The organism is Phenylobacterium montanum (genome assembly GCF_018135625.1).
GTDB classification, from domain to species: domain Bacteria; phylum Pseudomonadota; class Alphaproteobacteria; order Caulobacterales; family Caulobacteraceae; genus Poindextera; species Poindextera montana.
The window spans coordinates 4,425,095-4,445,539 of record NZ_CP073078.1; the positions used below are offsets into that span (position 1 = coordinate 4,425,095).

Here is a 20,445-nt window from a genome sequence, read left to right on the forward strand (position 1 = left end):
TTCCATATTTGTTCTTGATCTGCTCCGCTTGCCATGCTTGTCTTGTGGATAAGTCGGGCGGGGAGTTTGCATGGTCGCGCGCGTCGCAACGGTGGCGTTCGAGGGCGTCGAGGCGCGCCGGGTCGATGTCGAGGTGCAGCTGACCGGCGGCCAGGTCTGCTTCGTGGTGGTGGGGCTGGGCGACAAGGCGGTGGCCGAGAGCCGCGAGCGGGTCCGCGCCGCCTTCGCCGGCATGGGCCTGGCCCTGCCGTCGCGGCGCATCGTGGTCAATCTGGCGCCGGCCGACCTGCCCAAGGAGGGAAGCCACTACGACCTGCCGATCGCGCTGGTCATCATGGCCGCCATGGGGGTGATTCCGCCCGACAGCCTGACCGAGTGGGCGGCGGTGGGCGAGCTGGGCCTGGACGGCCAGATCGCGCCGGTGGCCGGGGCCCTGCCGGCGGCGGTGGCGGCGTCCAGCCAGGGCCTGGGCCTGATCTGCCCCGAGGCCTGCGGGCCGGAGGCGGCCTGGGTCGGCGACTGCCGGGTGCTGGCGCCGCGCTCGCTGATCTCGCTGGTCAATCATTTCCGCGGAACCCAGGTGATGAGCCCGCCCCAGCCCGGGCCGGTGCTGGAGGGCGAGCGTGTCCCCGACCTGCGCGACGTCAAGGGCCAAGAGGGCGCCAAGCGGGCGCTGGAGATCGCCGCCGCCGGGGGCCATAACCTGTTGTTCGTCGGCCCGCCGGGCTCGGGCAAGTCGATGATGGCCCAGCGCCTGCCGGGGCTTTTGCCGCCCCTGTCGCCGGCCGAGCTCTTGGAAACCTCCATGGTGCATTCGGTGGCCGGGCTGATCGCCCGGGGCGCCCTGACCCGCGCCCGGCCGTTCCGCAGCCCCCACCACTCGGCCTCCATGGCCGCCCTGACCGGCGGCGGCCTGCGCGCCAAGCCGGGGGAAGTCTCGCTCGCGCACCATGGAGTCCTGTTTTTAGATGAGTTGCCCGAATTCAGCGCCCAAGCCTTGGACAGTCTGAGAGCGCCCCTCGAGACGGGCGAGGTGATGGTCGCCCGGGCCAACGCCCATGTGCGCTATCCGGCGCGGGTGCAGCTGGTGGCGGCGATGAACCCCTGCCGCTGCGGCCACGGCGGGCTGGGCCGCGGGGCCTGCGGGCGGGCGCCGCGCTGCATCCAGTCCTATCAGAGCCGGGTCTCGGGGCCGCTGATGGACCGTATCGACCTGCAGATCGAGGTGCCGCCGGTCACCGCCACAGACCTCGCCCTGCCGCCGCCGGCGGAAGGCACCGCCGAGGCCGCCGCGCGGGTCGCCAAGGCCAGGGCCGCCCAGGCGGCGCGGGCGGAGGCGGACGGACCCAATGCACCGCGCCTCAACGCCCAGGCCGAAGGCGGCTATCTGGAGCGCATCGCCAGCCCCGACGAGGCCGGCCGCGCCCTCCTGGCCAAGGCCGCCGACGCCACCGGCCTGACCGCGCGGGGCTGGACCCGGACCCTGCGCCTGGCCCGCACCATCGCCGACCTGGACGGCTCGCCGGCGGTGAAGCGCGCCCATATCGCCGAGGCCCTGATCTACCGGCGGGTGAACAGCGAGGCGGCGGCGATGGCTGTCGGCTAGCCTGGGCTTGCGGGGCAGGCGGCGCGGCGATATCGGCGGGGCGTCTTCAGATGCCCCGGCCCGCCAAGGACTGTCCATGCGCCTATCCCTGATCGCCCTCTCCGCCCTGGCCGCCGCCGCCGGTAGCGCCCAGGCCGCCTCGGCCCAGGCGGTGGCGACGCCAGTCTCCGCCACCACCGAGACCGCACCAGCCAGGGCCGTGGGGGCCAGCCTGATGAGCTGCCGCAGCTGGACCGCCAACCGGCCGGGAATCGACCAGATCGAGCCCTTGCAACGCATCGCGCCGATGGACTGGCTCTATGGTTATCTCTCGGGCCAGGCTGCGGCCCTTCGCGTGGACCTGCTGGCCGGGTTGCACCCCTCGGACATCGGCGCCTGGCTTGACGTCTACTGCCAGGCCCATCCCACCGACGACATCCAGACCGCCTCCGCCGTGCTGGCCGGCGACCTGGTCGGAGCGGCGAAGAAGAAGTAGGCGGATCGGTCCCTAGGACGGCTGCGATCGCCGAAAACTGATTCCCTGTGGACGGCTTCGCGGCGACGCCCGGCGCGGCCCGCGGCGTTCAGGTTTTGCGAGGCGCAACACTCCGACCTGTTCGGCGGCGGGTTTCGATGTGGCGAGCGTGGCCGCCCGCGCACAGCACATGAGCCTCGCCGGTATTCGCCGACGGCGGCCCCAGTTGAATTCCAGCGCAGATACGGGCTTCAGGCCCTGGCGAACCCTTCGCTCGCTCCAGTCTATAAATATTAACGCGACTCTCGGTCTGCGGTTAACCAAACAAAAACTGCAAATACGACGGGACCTTCTTGATTCAACCAAAGTATGTACGGGGTGTTTGGTCGCACAGCGACTCAATGTCGCACCGTCTAGAGTCTGCGAATAGCCTGCCGTTCACCAAGTCCTAAGGCCGATTAACAGCTCGTTAACCATATTCTCTGAGCATCAACGGTGAATTTGGACTCAGGGGCCCGAGCCGATTCTGTTGACTTCTTGGGACAGCCAGCGCCAAGCTTTGGTGGTGCGGTCCGGGCCATCCGAAGGGAGCGCCATGGTGCAGAACGCTTATTTCGGGATGGAGCGCGGCGCATCCGCGGCCGACGATAGGCTGTCGTCCGCCGCCAGCGCCGGTTCCGGCTCTGACCGCGCGGCCGCAGACGACGCCGTCTCCGCGGTGGACGCCTGGCATGGCGTCGTCGCCCTGGCCCCTCAGGTCGATCCCGGACTTCGCCGCGCCTGGGCGGCTACCAATTTCGAAGCCGCCGCCCGCCGCCGTGTCGCCCCGCCCGCCGCCAGCCCGATCGCCATCGAGCGGGCCATCGAGGGCGCCTTCGTCGCCGGCGACCTTCTGGCCGCGGCCGAGGACGCCATCGACGAAGCCAAGGCCGGCGCTGAGCGCGGCTCGTGGGACGAGCGCGCCTTCGAGGTCGCCGCTCTCCTGGGCGAGGTGATCGGGGTGGTGCGCCCGCGCGCGCAACTGATCGGGGTCGAGCTGAAACTGGACCCGACCGGCCTCGACCTGCCCCAGGTCGTGGGCGATCCCAATCGCCTGCGCCGCGTGCTGCTGAAGCTGATCAACGGCGCCATCAAGTCCCGCCGCACCGGCGAGGTCAGCCTGTCCCTGCGCGGGGTCGAGCGCGACCATGAGCTGGCGGTGGATGTGATCGTGGCCGCCGGCCCGCGCGAACTGCGCCGCCGCGAACCCGCCCGCACGGCCCCGCGCGGCCGCTGGCGCGAGCGCTGGATCGATCCCGAACTCAGCTTCGGCATCACCGAGGACCTGGCCCAGGTGATGGACGGGGTGGTGGACGGCGTGGCCGAGAGCGGCTTCGACCTAGCGGTCGCCATGCGCCTGTCCCTGCCGACCGCCCGGGTGGAGCCCGACTTCACCGTGACCAAGGGCGCCCGCCCGGCCGAGCCCGACGCCCTGGCCGGCCTGCGCATCCTGGTGGCCGAGGACAGCGACCTGAACCGGGAGCTGATCCAGATGCTCTTGGCGCCGTTCGGCTGCGAGATCGACGAGGCGACCAACGGTCAGGCGGCGCTGCAGGCGCTCGACGCGCGGGCCTACGACGCCATCCTGATGGACATGAACATGCCGGTGATGGATGGCTTCGAAGCCACCCGCCGCATCCGCAGCCGCGCTGACGAGCGTTCGCAGACGCCGGTGCTGGCCGTGACCGGCCGGGCTCTCTCGGCGGACATCGCCAAGATCCGCGCCCTGGGCGCCAGCGGGCACCTGTCCAAGCCCTTCTCCACCCAGGAGCTGGTGGCCGCGATCCTGGCCTGCACCCGCCCGGCGGGTCCGCTGTCCTGATCTGATCTCTGCTTCGAAGGCCGGCGCGCGCCCTCCACCGCGTGTGACCGCGGCCACACACGATCGCGTGCGTCATCCTGCGGTCGGTTGACTTTGCCGTGGCTTCCACTCCTAGTTTCACTCGCGTTCGTCGGGTGAAGCTTGGTTCTCGAAGGGGGGGCCGAGATGAGTGGACCGGTCAGCGAATTTCCCGAACTGATCCCGGAAGGGCTCTCGTCGTTTGAGGCGGTCCCGCCCGGCGAGGCCGAGGCGATAGCCATCATCGCCCAGCTGGCCGAGCAGCGTGTGCGCGCGGCGGCGGCCAGCAATCCGCCGGCCCGGCGCGACGCCCACGCCAAGATGCACGGCTGCGTGGAGGCCGAGCTGAAGGTGCTGGAGGGCCTGCCGCCGACCCTGGCCAAGGGACTGTTCGCCAAGTCGGCGACCTATTCGGCCTGGGTGCGCTTCTCCAACGGTTCGGCCACGCCGGGCGCGGACAAGGCCGGCGACGGGCGGGGCATGGCGATCAAGGTCCTGGGGGTGAGCGAAAGCCGCTCCGGCGTCCAGGATTTCGTGATGATCAACCATCCGGCGTTCTTCATCCGCAACGCCGCCGAGTACGTCGATTTTTCGCGGGCGCCCGATCCCTTCAAGTTCTTCGTCCCGGACCTCAATCCCCTGCACATCCACCTGCACGACATGCTGGGGGCGCTGGCGATCGCCGCCCAGAAGGTCTCCAACCCGCTGAACAGCCAGTACTGGAGCATGACGCCGTACCTCTATGGCGACGGCCCCTGCAAGTTCTCGGCGCGGCCGGTGGGGCCGGCCTCGCTGTTCGAGGACCGCACCGGCGACGACTTCCTGCGCGAAAACCTGGTCAGGGCGCTGGACGCCGGCGATGCGGCATTCGACTTCTGTATCCAGCTGCGCACCCGCCCCGACCACATGCCGGTCGAGGACCCGACCATCGAGTGGCCCGAGGCCGACCAGCTGTTCGTCCCGGTCGCCCGCCTGACCATTCCGCGCCAGGGCTTCGACACGCCCGAGCGGCGAGCGTTCGGCGAGAACCTGTCCTTCACCCCCTGGCACGGCCTGGACGCACACCGACCGCTGGGCGGCATCAACCGGGTGCGGCGCACCGTCTACGAGACCATTTCGCGCGTGCGGCACGAGCTGAACGGGACCCAGCGCGCCGAACCCACGGCCCTGACGCCGCTGCTTGCGCCGGACGCGCCGCCACCCCCCGCGACGGAGCCAACAATGGCCAACAGCTTCTTCGACGACCTGGCCGTCCTGGTGGGCGATGCGATCGACGACGACAACTGGGCCGAGGCCGAGGCCTCCAAGGCGGTGATCAACGGTCTGGTCAATTGCACCACGAACCGGCCGCATCCGTGGAGCACGGCTTCTGACTACACCTCGTGGAAGGCCCTCAGCGACCGCACCTGGCAGGGCCGCCAGCTGCCGGTCTCGACCCGCGATCCGGCCAGCCTGCCGCCGCTGGAGACCGTGGCCAAGATCTTCGTGCGCCAGGGCGGGGCGCAACTGCTGTCGCCGAAATCGACCTGCCTCTTTCCCGCCTTCGCCCAGTATCTGACCGACGGCTTCATCCGCACCGGCGTTCCCGGACAGCCCGACACCCCGGAGACCCGCCGGCGCACCTCGTCCAACCACGAGATCGACCTCTGCACTCTCTACGGCCGCACCGAGGCCCAGACCGATATCCTGCGGCTGAAGGACGAGACCGCCGGCCGCCGCGGTCGACTGAAAAGCCAGGTGCTGAAGGGCGAGGAACTGCCGCCCTTCCTCTACATCGATGGCGGAACGCAGGTTGACCCGCAGTTCGAGGGCCTGGATCCGCCGCTCTGGGGGCCGACCCACCAGCCGCCGCCGCCCGAGCGCCTGGCCTCGCTGTTCGCCTGCGGCGGCGACCGGGTCAACGTCACCCCGTTCGCAGCGATGATGAACACCCTGTTCCTGCGCGAGCACAACCGCGTCGCCGGACAGCTCGACCAGCAGCATCCCGACTGGGACGACGAGCGGGTGTTCCAGACCGCCCGCAACATCATGATCCCGCTGTTCATCAAGATCGTGGTCGAGCACTACATCAACCACATCACCCCGATGCCTTTCAATCTGGTCGCCGACCCCTCGGTGGCCTGGGACGCCAAGTGGAACCGGCCGAACTGGATCACCGCCGAGTTCAGCCTGCTCTATCGCTGGCATTCGCTGATGCCGGACGAGATCCAGTGGCACGGCCAGGCGATCCCGCTCTTGAACTTCACCCTCGACAACCGGCCGCTACTGGCTTCGGGCCTTGCGGCCGCCTTCACCTCGGCCTCGGCCCAGCCGGCGGGCGAACTCGGCGCCCTGAACACCAGCGACTCCCTCCTGATCGTCGAGGAGCTGGCCGTGCAGCAGGCCCGCACCAACCGCCTGGCCAGCTACAACGACTATCGCCAGCAGTACGGCATGCCGCGGGCGACCACCTTCGAGGAGATCAGCAGCCATCCGGACATCGTCCGCGCCCTGATCGCCGCCTACGAGACGCCGGACGACGTGGAGTTCTACCCCGGACTGTTCGCCGAAGACCGGGTCGCCAAGTCGCCCCTGCCGGGCTTGCTGTTGAAAATGGTCGGGGTGGACGCCTTCTCGCAGGCCCTGACCAATCCGCTGCTATCGGAGCACGTGTTCAACGCCGCGACCTTCACCGAGTGGGGTTTCGACCTGATCAAGAACACCCACACCCTGGGCCAGGTGCTGGAGCGGAACGCCCCCGGCGTGGTGGCGGAGGACATCGTCATGACGCAGAAGACCTGGCGGTACTGAAGGCGAGGGGAGGCTCAATCCTCCGCCGCGGCCAGCCTCATGGACCCCGGTTGCGGCTGAGGAACCTCGCGCCGCCCGCTGACCTCTGCGCCCGCATCGCTCGGAAGGGTCAGGAAGAAAAACAGGCCCAACAGGGTGGCCGCGCCCACGATCAGGAAGGTCGGGGAAACGTCGGCGGCCTGCAGGCGGGCCGAGTGGTGCGCCTGCCGGATGCCGGCCAGCAGCAGGGCGGCCAGGCCGATGCCGAGGCTCTGCGACAGCTGCTGGGCCATGGACGAGAAGCTGGAGGCGCGGCTCATGCGCGGCTGGTCGATGTCGGCGAAGGCCAGTGTGTTCAGGGCGGTGAACTGCAGCGAGCGGAAGAAACCGCCGAACAGGAGGACCCCGACCATCAGGAAGTATGGCGTCGAGGCGCGGAACAGGGCGTAGCTCATGAAGGTGACGGCCACGATCAGGGTGTTGGCGACAAGCACAGTGCGAAAGCCGAACCAACGGATGATCGGCCGCGCCGTGGTCTTCATCACCAGGGCCGCGGCGGCGCTGGTGAAGGTGATCAGGCCGGCCTGGAAGGCGCTGTAGCCGAAGCCCAGTTGCAGCAGGAGGGCCAGCAGGAAGGGCGAGGCGCCCATGGCCATGCGCAGGAAGGCGCCGCCCACCAGCGAGGTCATGAAGGTCCTGACCTTCAGCAGGGATGGGTCCAGGATCGGATGGTCGATGCGGCGGGCGTGCAGGGCGAAGAGGACGATGCAGAGCGCGCCGCCGCCGATCAGCCCGGCCACCGCGCCGGCGGGCAGGCCGCCCCGGCCCAGGTTGTCGAAACCATAGACCAGGCCGGCGAAGCCGAAACCGGTCAGGACGAAGCCCAGCCAGTCGAGCGGTGGCGGATCCTCTTCCTTGATGGCGGGAATGAACAGGCTGACCAGCACAAGGCCGAGGACGCCCATGGGCAGGTTGATGAAGAAGATCCAGCGCCAGGACCAGTGGGTGACGATGAAGCCGCCGATCGGCGGGCCGATCACCGGGCCCAGCATGGCCGGCATGGTCAGGTAGCTCATCGCCCTGACGAGCTCGGACTTGGGGGTCGAGCGCAGCAGGACCAGACGGCCGACCGGCGTCATCATCGCTCCGGCCGCGCCCTGCAGCATCCGGGCGGCCACCAGCTCGGGCAGGGTCTGGGCCAGGCCGCAGAGCAGGGAGGAGAGGGCGAAGCCGGCGATGGCGATGCGAAAGATCAGCTTGGCCCCGAAGCGGTCGGCGACCCAGCTGGAGATCGGCAGGAACACAGCCGAGGCCAAAAGGTAGGCGGTGATGGCCAGGTTCAGGGTCAGGGGATCTTCGTGCAGCGACCGGGCCATGGTCGGCAGGGCGTTGGTGATGACGGTGGAGTCCAGCGTCTGCATGAACAGGGCGCTGCCGATGATCATCGGCGCCAGGCGCCCGACCGGCGCAACGGGCGCCTCGGTCTCCAGGGCGACCTGGTCGAGCGCCTTGGGCTCGGCGGTCATCCGGTTCATGGGCGCTCTCCGGCCAGGAGGGCCAGGGGGGCGATGGCGGCCGCAAGCGCCTCGCGCGCCTCGGGCGGCAGTTTGGCCAATTCCTGGGCCAGCCAGTCGTTGCGCCGGCGGCGGACGGCGTCCAGGGCCTTGGCCCCCTTGGCCGTCAGGTTGAGGCCGACGCGCCGGCGATCTTCCGCGTCGGGCTCCAGGCGGGCGACATAGCCGGCCGCCTCCAGGCGCTTGACGTGGGCGCTCATGGTCGGCCGGCTCATCTGTTCGCGGTCGGCGAGTTCGGAGACGCCGATCCCTTCCACCTTGCGGATGGCGCCCAGGATCATGGCGTCGAGCGGCGACAGGCCGAGGGACTGGGATTGCTGGCGCAGCCGGCGGCTCAGCCGCAGCAGGGCCGGCCGCAGGGCCTCGGCCAGGGCCGCGACCTCCGCCGGGGAGGGAGACTGGGCGGATGCGTTCATGCGCGGATAGTTAGGTCGCCTAACTATCTTGTTCAAGGGGCGTGGTGTCGCATCCAGCGCGCAGGGCGACGGGAGGAAAGTCTACAGCCGGTCGTCGGGAGCCGGGACGGGCGGGGCTTCGCGGGGGGTGACGAAGCGGGCCAGGCGGGGCGTCAGCCAGTGCTCGAAATCGTCGATCATCTCGTAGACCACCGGCACCATGACCAGGGACAGCACGGTCGAGGTCATCAGGCCGCCGATCACCGCCACGGCCATGGGCTGGCGGAATTCCGAGCCCTTGCCGATGGCGAGCGCGGTCGGCGCCATGCCTGCGGCCATGGCCATGGTGGTCATGATGATCGGGCGGGCGCGCTCGCGGCACGCCTCCATGATCGCCTCGCGCTGGGGCATGCCCTCACGCTCGCGCTCGATGGCGTATTCGACCAGCAGGATCGAGTTCTTGGCCGCCAGGCCCAGGAGCATCAAGAGGCCGATCAGCGAGGGAATGCTGACCGATTCATGCATGACCAGGAGGCCCATGAAGGCGCCGCCGATCGCCAGGGGCAGGGCCGACAGGATGGTGATCGGCTTGAAGAAGCTGCGGAAGAGCAGGACCAGCACCGCATAGATCATGGAAATGCCGGTCAGGAAGGCCAGGCCCAGCTGGCCGAACAGCTCCATGAACTGCTGGGTCTGGCCGAGGGTTTCCCGCTGCACGCCCGCAGGCAGGTGCTTCATGATTGGCAGCTTGCCCACCTCCTTCACCCCCTGGCCCAGCTGGGCGCCGCCGGCCAGGTCGGCGTCGATGGCGATGAAGCGTTCGCGGTCGTAGCGGTAGATCTTGGCCGGGCCGGACTGAAAATCCACGTCGGCCACACTGGATAACGGCGTGGTCCCGCCGCTGGCGGTGGGCAGCTGCAGGTCGCGGATCAGCTGGATGTTGGCCCGGTCGGCCTTGGGCAGGCGGATGCGGATCGGGATGCGCCGTTCGCCGTCGGTCAGCTTGGAGACATTGGCGTCGATGTCACCCACCGTGGCGATGCGCGCGGCGGCGGCGATCGCCTGCGAGGTCACGCCGACGCGTGCGGCTTCGTCCAGCCGTGGCCGGATGGCGATCTCGGGGCCGGTGGGTGGGTGGGCCGGCCGGGGATCGGCCAGGGTGTGCAGGGTGCGCATCTGACGCTCCAACTCGTCCCCGGCGCGGGCCAGGGCTTCGCCGTTCTGGCTGGCCAGGATCACCTGCACGTCGGCCGAGCCGAAGCCGCCGCCCTGGAAATTGACCCGGGCGTCGGGGATCGACTTCAGGCTGTCGCGCACCCGGTCCTGGATCTGGGTCACCGAAAGGCTGCGCTTGTCCTTCAAGACCCAGGTGGTGGTGCCGCTGGTGACGTCGCCCGAGGCGCCGCCGCCGAAACCCTCGCCGGCGGTCGAGCCGATCTGGGTGAACACCATCGAGGTTTCGGGCTGCTTCTTCAAAAGCGCCGTCACCTCGCGCGAGACCCGCTCCATGTCGGCGGTGGTCGAGCCCGGCGGCCCTTGCAGACTGACGAAGATGAAGTTGGGGTTGCCCGGCGGCTGCACCCCGGTGGGCAGCAGCACATTGAGGCCCAGGGATAGGATAAAGATCACCCCGCCGGTCAAAGCGGTGACGATCCGGTGCGACAAGGCCCAGTCGAGGGCGCGCTGGTAGACCGGGTTCATCGGCGGCCGCGGGTGCGGATCGGCCGTGGGCTTGAGGAAATAGGCGGCCAGGAGCGGCGTCAGAAGGCGCGCCACCAGCAGCGAGAACAGCACCGCGACGGCCACGGTGATGCCGAACTCGCGGAAGAATTGGCCCGGGATGCTGCCCATGAACGATACCGGCGCGAACACCACCACCACCGTCGCAGTGGTGGCGACGACGGCGAGGCCGATCTGGTCGGCGCCCTCCATGGCCGCACGATAGGGCCGGGCGCCGGTGAGGACGCGCTTCTGGATATTCTCGATCTCGACGATGGCGTCGTCGACCAGGATGCCGATGACCAGGGTCAGGGCCAGCAGGGTGACCACGTTCAGGCTGAAGTGCAGCAGGGCCATGACCAAGAAGGTCGGCACCAGCGAGACGGGCATGGCGATGGCGGTGATCAGGGTCGAGCGCCAGTCGCGCAGGAACAGGAACACCACGATCGAGGCCAGAAGCATGCCCTCCAGCAGGGTGTCCATGGTGGCGTGGAAGCTGGCGCGGGTGTCGTCGACGCTGGAGATCAGCTTGGTGAACTTCACCTCGGGATGCTCTTTGCCGAGCTTGTCCAGGGCCTTGATCACCCCGTCCTCGACCCGCACGTCGCTGGCTTCATTGGTCTTGAGGACCTGGAAGCCGATCACCGGCTTGTCGTCCAGCCGGGCGAATCCGCGGATCTCACCCTCGCCGTCGCCGACGTCGGCCACGTCCGACAGCTTGACGAACTGGCCGCCGACCGTGGGGATGGTCAGCTCGCGCAGGGCCGCGACGGTGGTCGCTGCGCCCAGCACGCGGATGGTCTGCTCGCGTCCGCCGATATTGGCCCGGCCGCCGGAGGAATCGACGTCGAAACTGGCGAGGGCGGTGTTGAGGGCGGCTGCGGTCAGGCCTCTCGCCGCCATGCGGTCGGGATCGATGATGACGTTGATCTCGCGGTCGACGCCGCCGACGCGGGAGATCTGGGCCACGCCCTGCTGCTGCTGCAAGGCGCGCGAGACTGTATCGTCGATGAACCAGCTGAGCTGCGCCGGCGACATGGTCGGGGCGTAGACGGCGTAGGTCACCACCGGCGAGGAGGCGATCTCCAGCCGGCTGACATTGGGCGGGTCGATTTCGCGCGGCAGCACGGCCCGGTCCTGGTCGACCTTCTGGCGCACCTCGTCGGTGACCTTCTGCAGGTCCTCGCCCAGTTCGAAGGTGACCACCGTGGTCGAAACGCCCTGCGCCACGGTCGACTGGATGTCGCGCACATTGGGGATGCCGGCCATGGAATCTTCGACGGGCCGGGTGACCTGGGTCTCCATTTCGGCCGGCGCCGCGCCGTTCTGGGTGATGGTCACCGCCACACCCGGGAAGGTCACGTTCGGGAACTGCTTGATCGGCAGGCCGGTATAGGCGAGCGCGCCGGCCAGCACCGCGACCAGGAACAACAGCGCCACGGGGATCGGGTTCTTGATCCCCCAGGTGGAAATCCGAAGTTCGGCCATCAGCGGGCGCCCGCCTGGCCCTGTTCCGCCGGCCGGATCACGTCGCCCGGCAGGACGAAGGAGGCGGCGGCCTGAAGCACCCGGGCGCCGGCCGGCGGCCCCTGGACCAGCTCGACGTAGCCGCCGGCGTGGTCGCCGGTCTTGACCGGAACCTGGCTGACCCGGTCGTTCTGGTCGACCACCATCACCGAGGCGCCGTCGGCGTCATAGCGGATCGCGGTCTCGGGCACGGTCACGGCGGTGCGGCCGAGGCCGGCGAAGGTGGCGCGGGCGAAGCCGCCGGGACGCAGATCGTCGCGCACCGGCAGGCTGATGCGCACCTTGCCGAGCTTGGTCTGGGAATCGACGCCGGGTTCGACGAAGCGGACCTGGCCGGTGAGGGCGGCGCCCGTCGGCAGCAGCACCTGCACCTTGTCGCCGACCCGCACCTGGCCGATCGCCGCCTCGGGCACCTGGGCCTGCAATTCCACGAGGTCGTCGCGGATCATGCGGAACATCGGGGTCGCGCCGACCGCGGCGATGTCGCCGGGGCGCACATTGCGCTCCAGGACCAGGCCGCCGACGGGGGCGCGGATGGTCATCCGCTCCTCGCGGATCTTCAGGTCGGCCAGTTGAGCCTTCTGCGCCTCCAGCGCCGCCTTGGCGCTGCGAGCCTGGAAGCGGCGCTGATCGATCTGTTCGGTCGACAGCACGCCCTGGCCGTCCAGGCCCTCGATGTGCTGGGCCTGGCTGGCGGCCTGCTCGGCGGCGACCTGCTGCTGAGCGACAAGCGCGGTCTGCTGGGCGATCTGCGATTTCAAGAGGGCGTCGTCCAGCATGGCCAGGGGCTGGCCCTGGCTGACCTTGGCGTCGGCCTCGACCAACACCTTGGCCACGCGATAGCCGGTGACTTCCGGGAACACCGCCGCCTCTTCGCGCGAAATCAGGAGGCCTGAGGTGGTCAGGCCGCCGGGCAGGGCGCGGCTCTCCACGCGGGTGACGCTGACCGTGCGCGGCGGCGCGGCGGCGGGCGCGGCCGCCTTGTGGCAGGCGCCGAGGCCAACGGTGAGGGTCAGGACAAGGGCGAGGGCGGTGGTCTTGGTCATCGTCGTCCTGGTCATCGGGCGGCTCGGGTGGTCGTGGCCGCAGGCGGGCTCCAGCCGCCGCCCAGGGCCTTGAAGGCCTGCACCGAGCGGCGCAGGGCCTGCACCTGCGCGCCCGTCAGCGCGGAGCGGGCGCTGCGCCAGGTGCGCTCGGCGGTGAGCACGGTGGAGAGGTCGTCTATGCCGGCGGCGTAGCGCCGGCGCGAGGCGTCGAGCGCCGAGCGGCCCTGGGCCTCGCCGGCGGTCAGCAGTTTCACCCGCGCCTCGTCGGAGGCCAGGCCGGTCAGGGCGTTCTCGGCCTCGCCATAGGCCGTCTGCACGGTCTTGCCGTAGGCGATCGCCGCCTGGTCGGCCCGGGCGCCCTGGGCGCGGATCTCGGCCTTGAGCCGCGGCAGGTCCAGGATCGGCTGGGCCAGGCCCGCGCCGATCGACCAGGCGCTGGTGGTCAGGGCAGAGCCGAACTCGACATTGGAATTGAGGGTCGCGCCGGGCTGAAGGGGGAACTTGGGGAACAGGGCCAGTTCGTCCAGCTTCAGGGTCCCGGCGGCCGATTTCAGCTTCTCCGCCGCCTCCCGCACGTCGGGCCTATCGGCCAAGAGGGCGCCGGGCACGCTGGCCGGGACTGGGGGCGCGGTTCCCGCCGTGGCCGGGGTCGGCAGGCTCTCCAGCGGATCGGCGCCGCGGCCGACCAGCACCAAAAGGGTCCGCCGCGCGGCGTGCAGCTGGGTCTCCAGGTCGGCGACCTGGGCGTCGGTCTGGGCGGTCTGCGAGGCGACCTGATCGGCGTCGGCCTGCGAGCCGAGGCCGTGGGCCGCCTTCTTCTGCGCCACGTCCAACAGTTCGCGCTGGATCCGCGCCGCCTCGCGCGCATCGTCCAGCTGGATGGCGAGGCCGCGGGCCTGGAACAGCTGGTCGGCGACATTGGCCGCCAGGCTGGTCCGCGTGGCGGCGTAGTCGAAGCGCGCCGCGGCCAAGTCGGCTTCGGCCTTATGGCGCGTCGTGCGCCGGCGGCCGAACAGGTCCAGCTCCCAGCTGACGTTGAACTGGGCGGCGTAGGTGTCGGTGGGGCCGGTGGTGATCAGCGAGATCTGCGGCTGGCCGGGGCCGAGCGAGAAGGAATCCCGGCCCGAGACCAGCCGGGTGTCGGTGCGCGTGCCCGACGCCTGCAGGGCGCCTTGCGGGTTGAAGGACATCAACGCCTGAGAGCGCACCGCCAGCGCCTCGCGCAGGCGGGCCTCGGCGCTCTCGGCGTCGGGTGCGCGCTTCAGCGCCTCCTCCACCAGGCTCTGCAGCTGGGGGTCGTCGTAGAGACCCCACCAGGCCTCGATCCGCGCCTCGCCGCCGGTGGCCGCAGCCGGCGCCTCATAGGCGGCGGGCAGGCGCGTGTCGGGCGTCATCACCTTGGGGCCGAGCGCACAGGCGCCCAGCAGCGGGCCGAGCGCTACGACGCTCAGCAGCGGACCGAGCGAGATCGAAAAGACGCTGAACCGACGCATCAACCCTATTCGCCCAACCCCAAACCATTCGTCCGAGCGGAAACCCGCCACGAAACCCATCCGTGACGCTCGACCCAGCGAGACGCCCCGTAGCCGGGTTGTGCGAACATGGCTCCTTAAGAATCGTTTACCATGGCCATTAGCATACGAATTCCCTTTCGACGTGTCGGCCAGGGCACGCCTTGCCGAGAGAGTCGCGTGGCCCAACATAGGTTTGCGACCTGAGAGGGAGGTAAGGCGGCATGCCCGAGCGTGGCCAGATCCGGATCGGCATCGGCGGATGGACCTTCGAGCCCTGGCGCGGGGTGTTCTATCCGGACGACCTGAAGCAGAAGGACGAGCTGCGCTACGCCTCCAGCAAGCTGACCGCGATCGAGATCAACGGCACCTACTACGGCGCCCAGAAGCCGCAGACCTGGCGCAAATGGGCCAGCGAGGTCCCCGACGGCTTCGTCTTCAGCGTCAAGGGCTCGCGCTTCACCACCCAGCGCCGCGTGCTGGCCGAGGCTGGCGAGTCGCTGGACAAGTTCATGGACCAGGGCCTGCTGGAGCTGGGCGACAAGCTGGGGCCGATCCTCTGGCAGCTGCCCAACACCAAGAAGTTCGACGAGGCCGACCTCGGCGCCTTCCTCGAGCTGCTGCCCTACGAGATCGACGGGCGGCGCATCCGCCACTGCATCGAGGCGCGCCACGACAGCTTCCGCACCCCGGCCTTTCCCGCCCTGCTGCGCCGGTTCGGCGTCCCGGTGGTGTTCGCCGAGCACCAGACCTATCCCGCCTTCGCCGATGTGGTGGGCGACTTCGTCTATGCCCGGCTGCAGACCGGCTCCGACGAGATCGAGACCGCCTATTCGGACAAGGACCTCGACCTCTGGGCCGGGCGGCTGAAGACCTGGGCCGAGGGCGGACGGCCAGAGGGCCTCGACTGCGCCGACCCCCATCATTCAGCCGAGAAGCGCCCCAGGGACGTGTTCGCCTACATCATCCACGAGGGCAAGGTGCGCGCCCCCGCGGGGGCCATGGCGCTGATCGAGCGGTGCAAGGGACCTTGATCCGGCGCCGCGCCGAATGGTGCGACGACCTGCCGCTCGCCGAGATGATCGCTGTTAACCGCGCGAACCCATGGCTTCAGCCATAGTCCCGGTCGCCCCAATGGGGCGTATTCGAGTGACAGGAGTAGAGCCTGGTGGCCGACAACGCCTTTTGCGCCCTGGTGGTGGACGACAACAAGCGCCATCGCCAGATGATCGGCGCCATACTGGGCTCGCTGGGCGCCCGGGTGGACTTGGCCGGGGACGGGCGCGAGGCGGTCGACATCGCCAAGGCCACCTCCTTCCACCTGATCCTGATGGACGTGGCCATGCCGGAGTTGGACGGCCTGGCCGCCACCCGCCTGATCCGCGAGCACGAGGCCGCCACACAGCGGACGCCGGCCAACATCATCATAATCACTTCGCACGACCAGGCCGAGGATGTGGCCCGCTCGCGCGCGGCCGGGGCCGACCACCATATCCCCAAGCCGATCAGCCCCGCCGACCTGGTCTGCGCGCTGGACGGCTGCGCCTGGCTCTGAGGGCTCAGCCCAGCAGGACGTGGGCGTGCGGGTCGGGCGCCGGCGGATCGCCGAGGATCAGGCCGAAGTCATAGGCCTCGCCGACGCTGGAACCGGTCAAGGTGACTACCGCCTGCAGGGTCAGGGTGTTCCCGCTCAAGGCGCCGGTCGCCAGCGAGCCCAGATCGACAGCATGGTCGGTCAGGTAGGTCGTTGCTGCGGAGACAGAGGCGAAAGCCTGGTGGAGCACGCTGGTCCCGTCGGCGGTGATGTCGAGGTTGAGGCCGCCGAATCCGGCCCCCGTGGCCCCGGGGTTGAAGAAGCCGACCATCAGGTCCTGGCGGGACGCCAGCTTGGTCAGGTCCACGGTCAGGTCGATCTCGGCGGTGTCCTGCTGCTGGGCCAGGGTGATGTCGCCGCCGAGCTGGCCCACGGCGAAGATCTGCGACGAGCCGCCAAAGGCCGAGGCGAGGTTCGTATTGGCGGCGAACACGCCTGAAAGGCTGGTCCGGTCCGGATTCGCCGCCACGTCCGCGAAGGTGAGGGCGGGGCCAGGCCCGAAGAAGGCGTTGGCTTCATGGTCGATCCCGACGATCGCAACCGCCTCGCCACCGCCGCCGGCGACCGCGGCGGCATGGGCGGACACGGCGGTCACCAGGGCGCCCGGAAGGTCCGCGGTCGAAGCGTCAGCATAGAGATAGGAAAGCCCCGTGGTGGCCTCGCCGGCGACGGCGCTGGCGTCGCCGCCATGCAGTCCGGTTCCGCCGATCGCGAGGGCGGAGAGGGGGCCGCTGTTGGCGATCGTGGCGCCGGCCGAGGCGCGCGCGCCGCCGCCGTTACCTGCATGGCCGGATCCGTCCGCCGCGCCGCCATCGCCGCCATAGGCCGTGGCGCGTCCATCGCCGGTGAGCCCGGTTATGCTCAGCCAGCCATAGGCGGCGCCGCCGTCAGCGCCATTGGAGCCGTCATGGCCGGCTCCGCCCTGGCCGCCATCGGCCTCCGAAAACCCGAACACCGTATGCGAGGGGTCATGGAAGCTCAGTATGGAACTCGCCGCCCCCGCCGCACCGGCGGCCCCGCCATAGCTGTCCCCCCCGGCGCCGCCGATGGCGTGCTGGTCGAATTCGATGGAAGACCCGGCCACGCTTCCGTAGCCGCCTTCCACTGTGACGCTGGCGCCATCGCCGCCGTCCGCCTGGTCGTGACCGGCGCCGCCGGCCCCGCCGATGCATTCGGCGCTGGAGATGGCCTGCTGGCCATAGGCGTAGCTATTCGCATGAGCTTCGCCGCCGTCGCCGCCCTTGTGGCCGGCGCCATCCCCGTCTCCGCCAGCGCCCCCGGTGGCGATCGCGCTGGCGACGCCCGGGCCGTTGTCCCTGAATGACAAGGCCGTGGCGTAGGCCGCGCCGCCGCCACCGCCATCGCCGTTAGACGCCACCGCGCCGCCGGCGCCGCCGGTCGCGCTGACATAGAGATGGGGGGAGGTCGAATTGTTCATCGAGCCCTTGGCGGTCGCGTAGCCCCCCTTGCCGCCATGGCCGCCGCTACCGCCCGCGCCGCCGGCCCCGCCGACAGCATAGGTGAAATCTTCGCTCGCCAGAAAGCCGTCGAGCGATCCGTTGACGAGTGAGGTCGATGAGGCCGACCCGCCGTCGGCGCCGACAGTCGCCGCGCCGCCCGCGCCGCCGACCGCGGTATTGTAGGCCACCAGCCCGCCGCTGTGGCTGCTGTCGTTGTCATCGGAATAGGTCAGCCAGGCAGCCGCGCTTCCGGCCGCGCCGGCCACGCCGCCGTCGCTGTCGCCGCCCGCTCCGCCAGTCACGCTCTGGGTGAGGGTGATCGAGGCGGCGTTGGGCGTTGCGGCGACATTGTTGTGCATGGAAGCGCTGGCGCCCGCGCCGCCATCGGCGCCGGAGAGCCCCGCGCCGCCAGCCCCGCCGGTCTCTTCCGCCAGCGCCCACTCGGCTGTACCGACTGCGACCGCCGATGCGGTGGCGGTCGCCCCGCCGCCCGCGCCGCCGGCCCGGCCAGCCCCGCTGGCGCTCCCGCCCGCGCCGCCTGTGGCCGAGGCGTTGGCGCTGGGGCCATCTTCCTGCAGCGCGACATGCGCGATCGCCTGGCCGCCCTTGGCGCCGTCGGATCCGGATGCCCCAGCCCCGCCGGCGCCGCCGACCGCGGTGACCCAGGCGTTCACGGCCTGGCTTTTCTGGGCGTTGACGGCGTCGTCGAAGCTCAGGCTGGACACGCCCTGGCCGCCGATCGCGGCGCGACCGCCATCGGAGTTCCCGCCGGCGCCGCCGATGGCGGTCTGCGACAGGTTCATGGTTCCTTGCTCAGTGTGTCCGCTGACCGTGTTGGTGAGGTAGGCGCCGTGGGCCGCGCCGCCGTCGGCGCCGGCGAGCCCGTCGCCGCCGGCCCCGCCGATGCTGGTTGCTGACGCCGTCGCAGCGCCGGGGCCATAGCCGTTGGCGATGGCCCCGGCCCAGCTGACGCCCCCTGCGCCGGGCCCATAGCCGTCGCCTCCGCCCGCGCCGCCTGCGCCTCCGGTCGCCATGGCCGTCGCCGTCACATCGCCCCCACCACTGGCGAAGGCGGAGGCGGTCGCCCCGCCCCCCGCGCCGCCGCTGCTCGAGGCTCCGCGGCCGCCGCCGCCTCCGCCGAGCGCCCTCGCCGTGCCGGCGGCGTCGCCCGAGGGATTGGTGTCGGCGGCGATCGCATGCGCGGCTCCGCCTTGGCCGCCCTGACCTCCGGCCCCGCTGGCGGCCGAACCGTCGCCCAGGCCGGCCGCACCGCCGGCGCCGCCGGTCGCCAGGCTGGTCGAGGAAGAACTGGCCGCGGCCGCGGTTGTGAGCGTCACCGCCGTCGCTGCGCCGCCGGCACCGCCGTCTCCCCCGTCACCATCGCCGCTCGCCGGATCGCCGGTTCCGTCGCCGCCCTCGCCGCCGGCGCCCCCGGCCGCTTCGGCGCTGTTGTCGGCGTCGCTTGAGCCGCTGTTGGTCGCCACAGCCGGTTCGCCGCCGGCGCCGTCCTGGCCGTTGTCGCCAGTCGCGCCCGCTGCGCCGTCCGCGCCGGTCACCGTCACGTCAGACATGGTCAGCCCCTTGCCCTTGCCCAAGGATTGGGCGCCTGCCGGGGCGAAGGCCATCATGGCTCCGCGAAGACTGCAATAACGCCGTTATCAATCCAGAGTGATCGTGACCCGAGACGCCAAGTCCGGCGCCGACCCCGGCGCGGCGTCGCGGACGAGGCGCCGCAAGGGTTAGCGCCGGCTTAACCACGTTTCCGGCAGGATCGCGCCATGCTGCGCGCGGCCTCCTTTGTGCTGTCTGTGGGCCTCGCCCTGGCCATCGCCACGTCGGGCGTGGCCGCCCGGCCGAAGCCGTCGCCGCCGGCCGCTTCGCAGGCCGAGGGCCTTCGCGGGCCGCAGTCGCTGTCCGCCCCGGCCAGGCCGCTGCAGTCGCCGATCCCCAGGGCGGCGCCGAGCGCCTTCCCCTCGGGCTTCGCCGCCGGCTCGGCGGGCGGCGACAGTTGCCGGCTGGCCTGCAGTCACAGGTACTATTTCTGCCTGACCGGCGATTCGCCCGAGCAATGCCCCGGCCAGTGGATCGAATGCCGCGCATCCTGCGGATCGGGGGAGCGTTCTTCGGTCAATCAACCGTGACGGGGCGTCACCCTCTTGCCGCGGGTCGCGGAATAGGGCTTGCTTGACCCCCGGGGCGGCCCCTGCGCCGCCCGACCTGTAGCCTTGGCCAAGAATGTCCGAATTCGAACTGCTCGATTCTCCCACCGCTCCCCTGGCCGCCGGCAAGCGCGAACTGACCAAACAGCAGAACCGGCGCGCGATCCTGGACGCGGCGCGTGAGGTGTTCGGCGAGATGGGCTACGAGACCGCCACCGTGCGCGACATCATTCGCCGCACGGGCCTATCGGTCGGCTCGTTCTACAACTACTACCGCTCCAAGGAGGAGGTGTACGAGGCCCTGGCCGACGACGGCGCCCGGCGCTTCCGGCCGATCCTGCAGGCGCAGTACGAGGCCGCCGCCGATTTCCAGAGCTATATCCGCGGCGCCATCACCGCCTATTTCAACTTCATCCTCGAGGAGCACGAGACCTGGGGCGTGGTCCGCCCGCCCGGCGACGGCGTGCCTCACGTCCACACCCATTCCCAGACCCCCGAGATGAAGGCGGTGTTCGAGCAGGTGAAGAGCTCGATCTCGGCGGCGCTGGAGCGGGACCGCTCGGCCCCGGTCGACGCCGACTACCTGGCCGCGGCCTGCATCGCCATCGCCGAGGAGGTCGGGCACAAGATGCTGGAGCGGCGGCCGGTGGACGTGCCGGCGGCGATCGAGTTCGCGGTGGCGATGATCCTCGGCGGGCTGCCGGCCCTGCCGCGGCTGAAGGCCTAGGCTGAAGAAGCGGAAAGCAGGGACC

Annotated in this window: 14 protein-coding genes; 8 read left to right on the top strand and 6 right to left on the bottom strand. The window is 70.4% G+C overall.

All coding sequences use genetic code 11. From position 1 onward, the window contains the following. Positions 1-70: 70 nt before the first annotated feature. The 4 genes from KCG34_RS20185 to KCG34_RS20200 all read left to right on the top strand — a co-directional run bounded on the left by KCG34_RS20185 (position 71) and on the right by KCG34_RS20200 (position 6,729). Positions 71-1,606, top strand: coding sequence for a YifB family Mg chelatase-like AAA ATPase (locus KCG34_RS20185; protein ID WP_211937398.1), 1,536 nt, complete (start codon positions 71-73; stop codon positions 1,604-1,606). Positions 1,607-1,682: 76 nt separating this feature from the next. Further along, positions 1,683-2,081, top strand: coding sequence for a hypothetical protein (locus KCG34_RS20190; RefSeq protein WP_211937399.1), 399 nt, complete (start codon positions 1,683-1,685; stop codon positions 2,079-2,081). A 574-nt stretch (positions 2,082-2,655) separates the two neighbouring features. After that, positions 2,656-3,921, top strand: coding sequence for a response regulator (locus KCG34_RS20195; RefSeq protein WP_211937400.1), 1,266 nt, complete (start codon positions 2,656-2,658; stop codon positions 3,919-3,921). A gap of 165 nt (positions 3,922-4,086) precedes the next feature. After that, positions 4,087-6,729 carry a peroxidase family protein gene (locus tag KCG34_RS20200; RefSeq protein WP_211937401.1) on the top strand — a complete coding sequence of 881 codons (2,643 nt, stop codon included), beginning with the start codon at positions 4,087-4,089 and terminating at the stop codon, positions 6,727-6,729. A gap of 14 nt (positions 6,730-6,743) precedes the next feature. Here the strand turns inward: KCG34_RS20200 and KCG34_RS20205 are convergent, their stop codons facing one another. The 5 genes from KCG34_RS20205 to KCG34_RS20225 form a co-directional block, all read right to left on the bottom strand. Further along, positions 6,744-8,243, bottom strand: coding sequence for a DHA2 family efflux MFS transporter permease subunit (locus KCG34_RS20205; protein ID WP_211937402.1), 1,500 nt, complete (start codon positions 8,241-8,243; stop codon positions 6,744-6,746). Then, complete coding sequence (locus KCG34_RS20210; protein ID WP_211937403.1) at positions 8,240-8,698, bottom strand: MarR family winged helix-turn-helix transcriptional regulator; 459 nt, start codon at positions 8,696-8,698, stop codon at positions 8,240-8,242. The genes KCG34_RS20205 and KCG34_RS20210 overlap by 4 nt, the downstream gene beginning before the upstream one ends. An 81-nt stretch (positions 8,699-8,779) precedes the next feature. Beyond that, complete coding sequence (locus KCG34_RS20215; RefSeq protein ID WP_211937404.1) at positions 8,780-11,884, bottom strand: efflux RND transporter permease subunit; 3,105 nt, start codon at positions 11,882-11,884, stop codon at positions 8,780-8,782. Beyond that, positions 11,884-12,984 (bottom strand): efflux RND transporter periplasmic adaptor subunit, encoded by a 1,101-nt coding sequence (locus tag KCG34_RS20220; protein ID WP_249138096.1) that lies wholly within the window; start codon positions 12,982-12,984, stop codon positions 11,884-11,886. The genes KCG34_RS20215 and KCG34_RS20220 overlap by 1 nt, the downstream gene beginning before the upstream one ends. After that, a complete protein-coding gene (locus KCG34_RS20225) occupies positions 12,981-14,462 on the bottom strand; it encodes an efflux transporter outer membrane subunit (RefSeq protein ID WP_211937405.1) in 1,482 nt (493 codons plus the stop codon). Before KCG34_RS20225 ends, KCG34_RS20220 begins: the two co-directional genes overlap by 4 nt. Before the next feature lie 242 nt (positions 14,463-14,704). Between KCG34_RS20225 and KCG34_RS20230 the strand changes: the two genes are divergently transcribed. Continuing rightward, positions 14,705-15,514, top strand: a complete 810-nt coding sequence (locus KCG34_RS20230; protein WP_211937406.1) for a DUF72 domain-containing protein — start codon at positions 14,705-14,707, stop codon at positions 15,512-15,514. 134 nt (positions 15,515-15,648) lie between these two features. After that, entirely contained in the window at positions 15,649-16,035 is a 387-nt protein-coding gene (locus KCG34_RS20235) for a response regulator (protein WP_211937407.1), read from the top strand. A 4-nt stretch (positions 16,036-16,039) separates the two neighbouring features. Here KCG34_RS20235 and KCG34_RS20240 read toward each other — a convergent pair whose 3' ends face one another. Continuing rightward, positions 16,040-19,159, bottom strand: coding sequence for a hypothetical protein (locus KCG34_RS20240; protein ID WP_211937408.1), 3,120 nt, complete (start codon positions 19,157-19,159; stop codon positions 16,040-16,042). Between the two features lie 153 nt (positions 19,160-19,312). On the opposite strand from KCG34_RS20240, the gene KCG34_RS20245 reads away from it, so the two are divergent. Both KCG34_RS20245 and KCG34_RS20250 read left to right on the top strand, forming a co-directional pair. Next, positions 19,313-19,675, top strand: a complete 363-nt coding sequence (locus KCG34_RS20245) for a hypothetical protein (protein ID WP_211937409.1) — start codon at positions 19,313-19,315, stop codon at positions 19,673-19,675. Positions 19,676-19,769: 94 nt separating this feature from the next. Further along, on the top strand, positions 19,770-20,420 hold the full coding sequence (locus KCG34_RS20250) for a TetR/AcrR family transcriptional regulator (RefSeq protein WP_211937410.1): 651 nt from the start codon (positions 19,770-19,772) through the stop codon (positions 20,418-20,420). Positions 20,421-20,445: the final 25 nt, after the last annotated feature.

Coding starts and splice junctions, on each gene's coding strand:
- KCG34_RS20200 (WP_211937401.1), top strand. CDS start 4,087: ATGAGTGGACCGGTCAGCGAATTTCCCGAACTGATCCCGGAAGGGCTC.
- KCG34_RS20215 (WP_211937404.1), bottom strand. CDS start 11,884: ATGGCCGAACTTCGGATTTCCACCTGGGGGATCAAGAACCCGATCCCC.
- KCG34_RS20230 (WP_211937406.1), top strand. CDS start 14,705: ATGCCCGAGCGTGGCCAGATCCGGATCGGCATCGGCGGATGGACCTTC.
- KCG34_RS20205 (WP_211937402.1), bottom strand. CDS start 8,243: ATGAACCGGATGACCGCCGAGCCCAAGGCGCTCGACCAGGTCGCCCTG.
- KCG34_RS20250 (WP_211937410.1), top strand. CDS start 19,770: ATGTCCGAATTCGAACTGCTCGATTCTCCCACCGCTCCCCTGGCCGCC.
- KCG34_RS20190 (WP_211937399.1), top strand. CDS start 1,683: ATGCGCCTATCCCTGATCGCCCTCTCCGCCCTGGCCGCCGCCGCCGGT.
- KCG34_RS20240 (WP_211937408.1), bottom strand. CDS start 19,159: ATGGCCTTCGCCCCGGCAGGCGCCCAATCCTTGGGCAAGGGCAAGGGG.
- KCG34_RS20220 (WP_249138096.1), bottom strand. CDS start 12,984: ATGACCAGGACGACGATGACCAAGACCACCGCCCTCGCCCTTGTCCTG.
- KCG34_RS20195 (WP_211937400.1), top strand. CDS start 2,656: ATGGTGCAGAACGCTTATTTCGGGATGGAGCGCGGCGCATCCGCGGCC.
- KCG34_RS20225 (WP_211937405.1), bottom strand. CDS start 14,462: ATGCGTCGGTTCAGCGTCTTTTCGATCTCGCTCGGTCCGCTGCTGAGC.
- KCG34_RS20185 (WP_211937398.1), top strand. CDS start 71: ATGGTCGCGCGCGTCGCAACGGTGGCGTTCGAGGGCGTCGAGGCGCGC.
- KCG34_RS20210 (WP_211937403.1), bottom strand. CDS start 8,698: ATGAACGCATCCGCCCAGTCTCCCTCCCCGGCGGAGGTCGCGGCCCTG.
- KCG34_RS20245 (WP_211937409.1), top strand. CDS start 19,313: ATGCTGCGCGCGGCCTCCTTTGTGCTGTCTGTGGGCCTCGCCCTGGCC.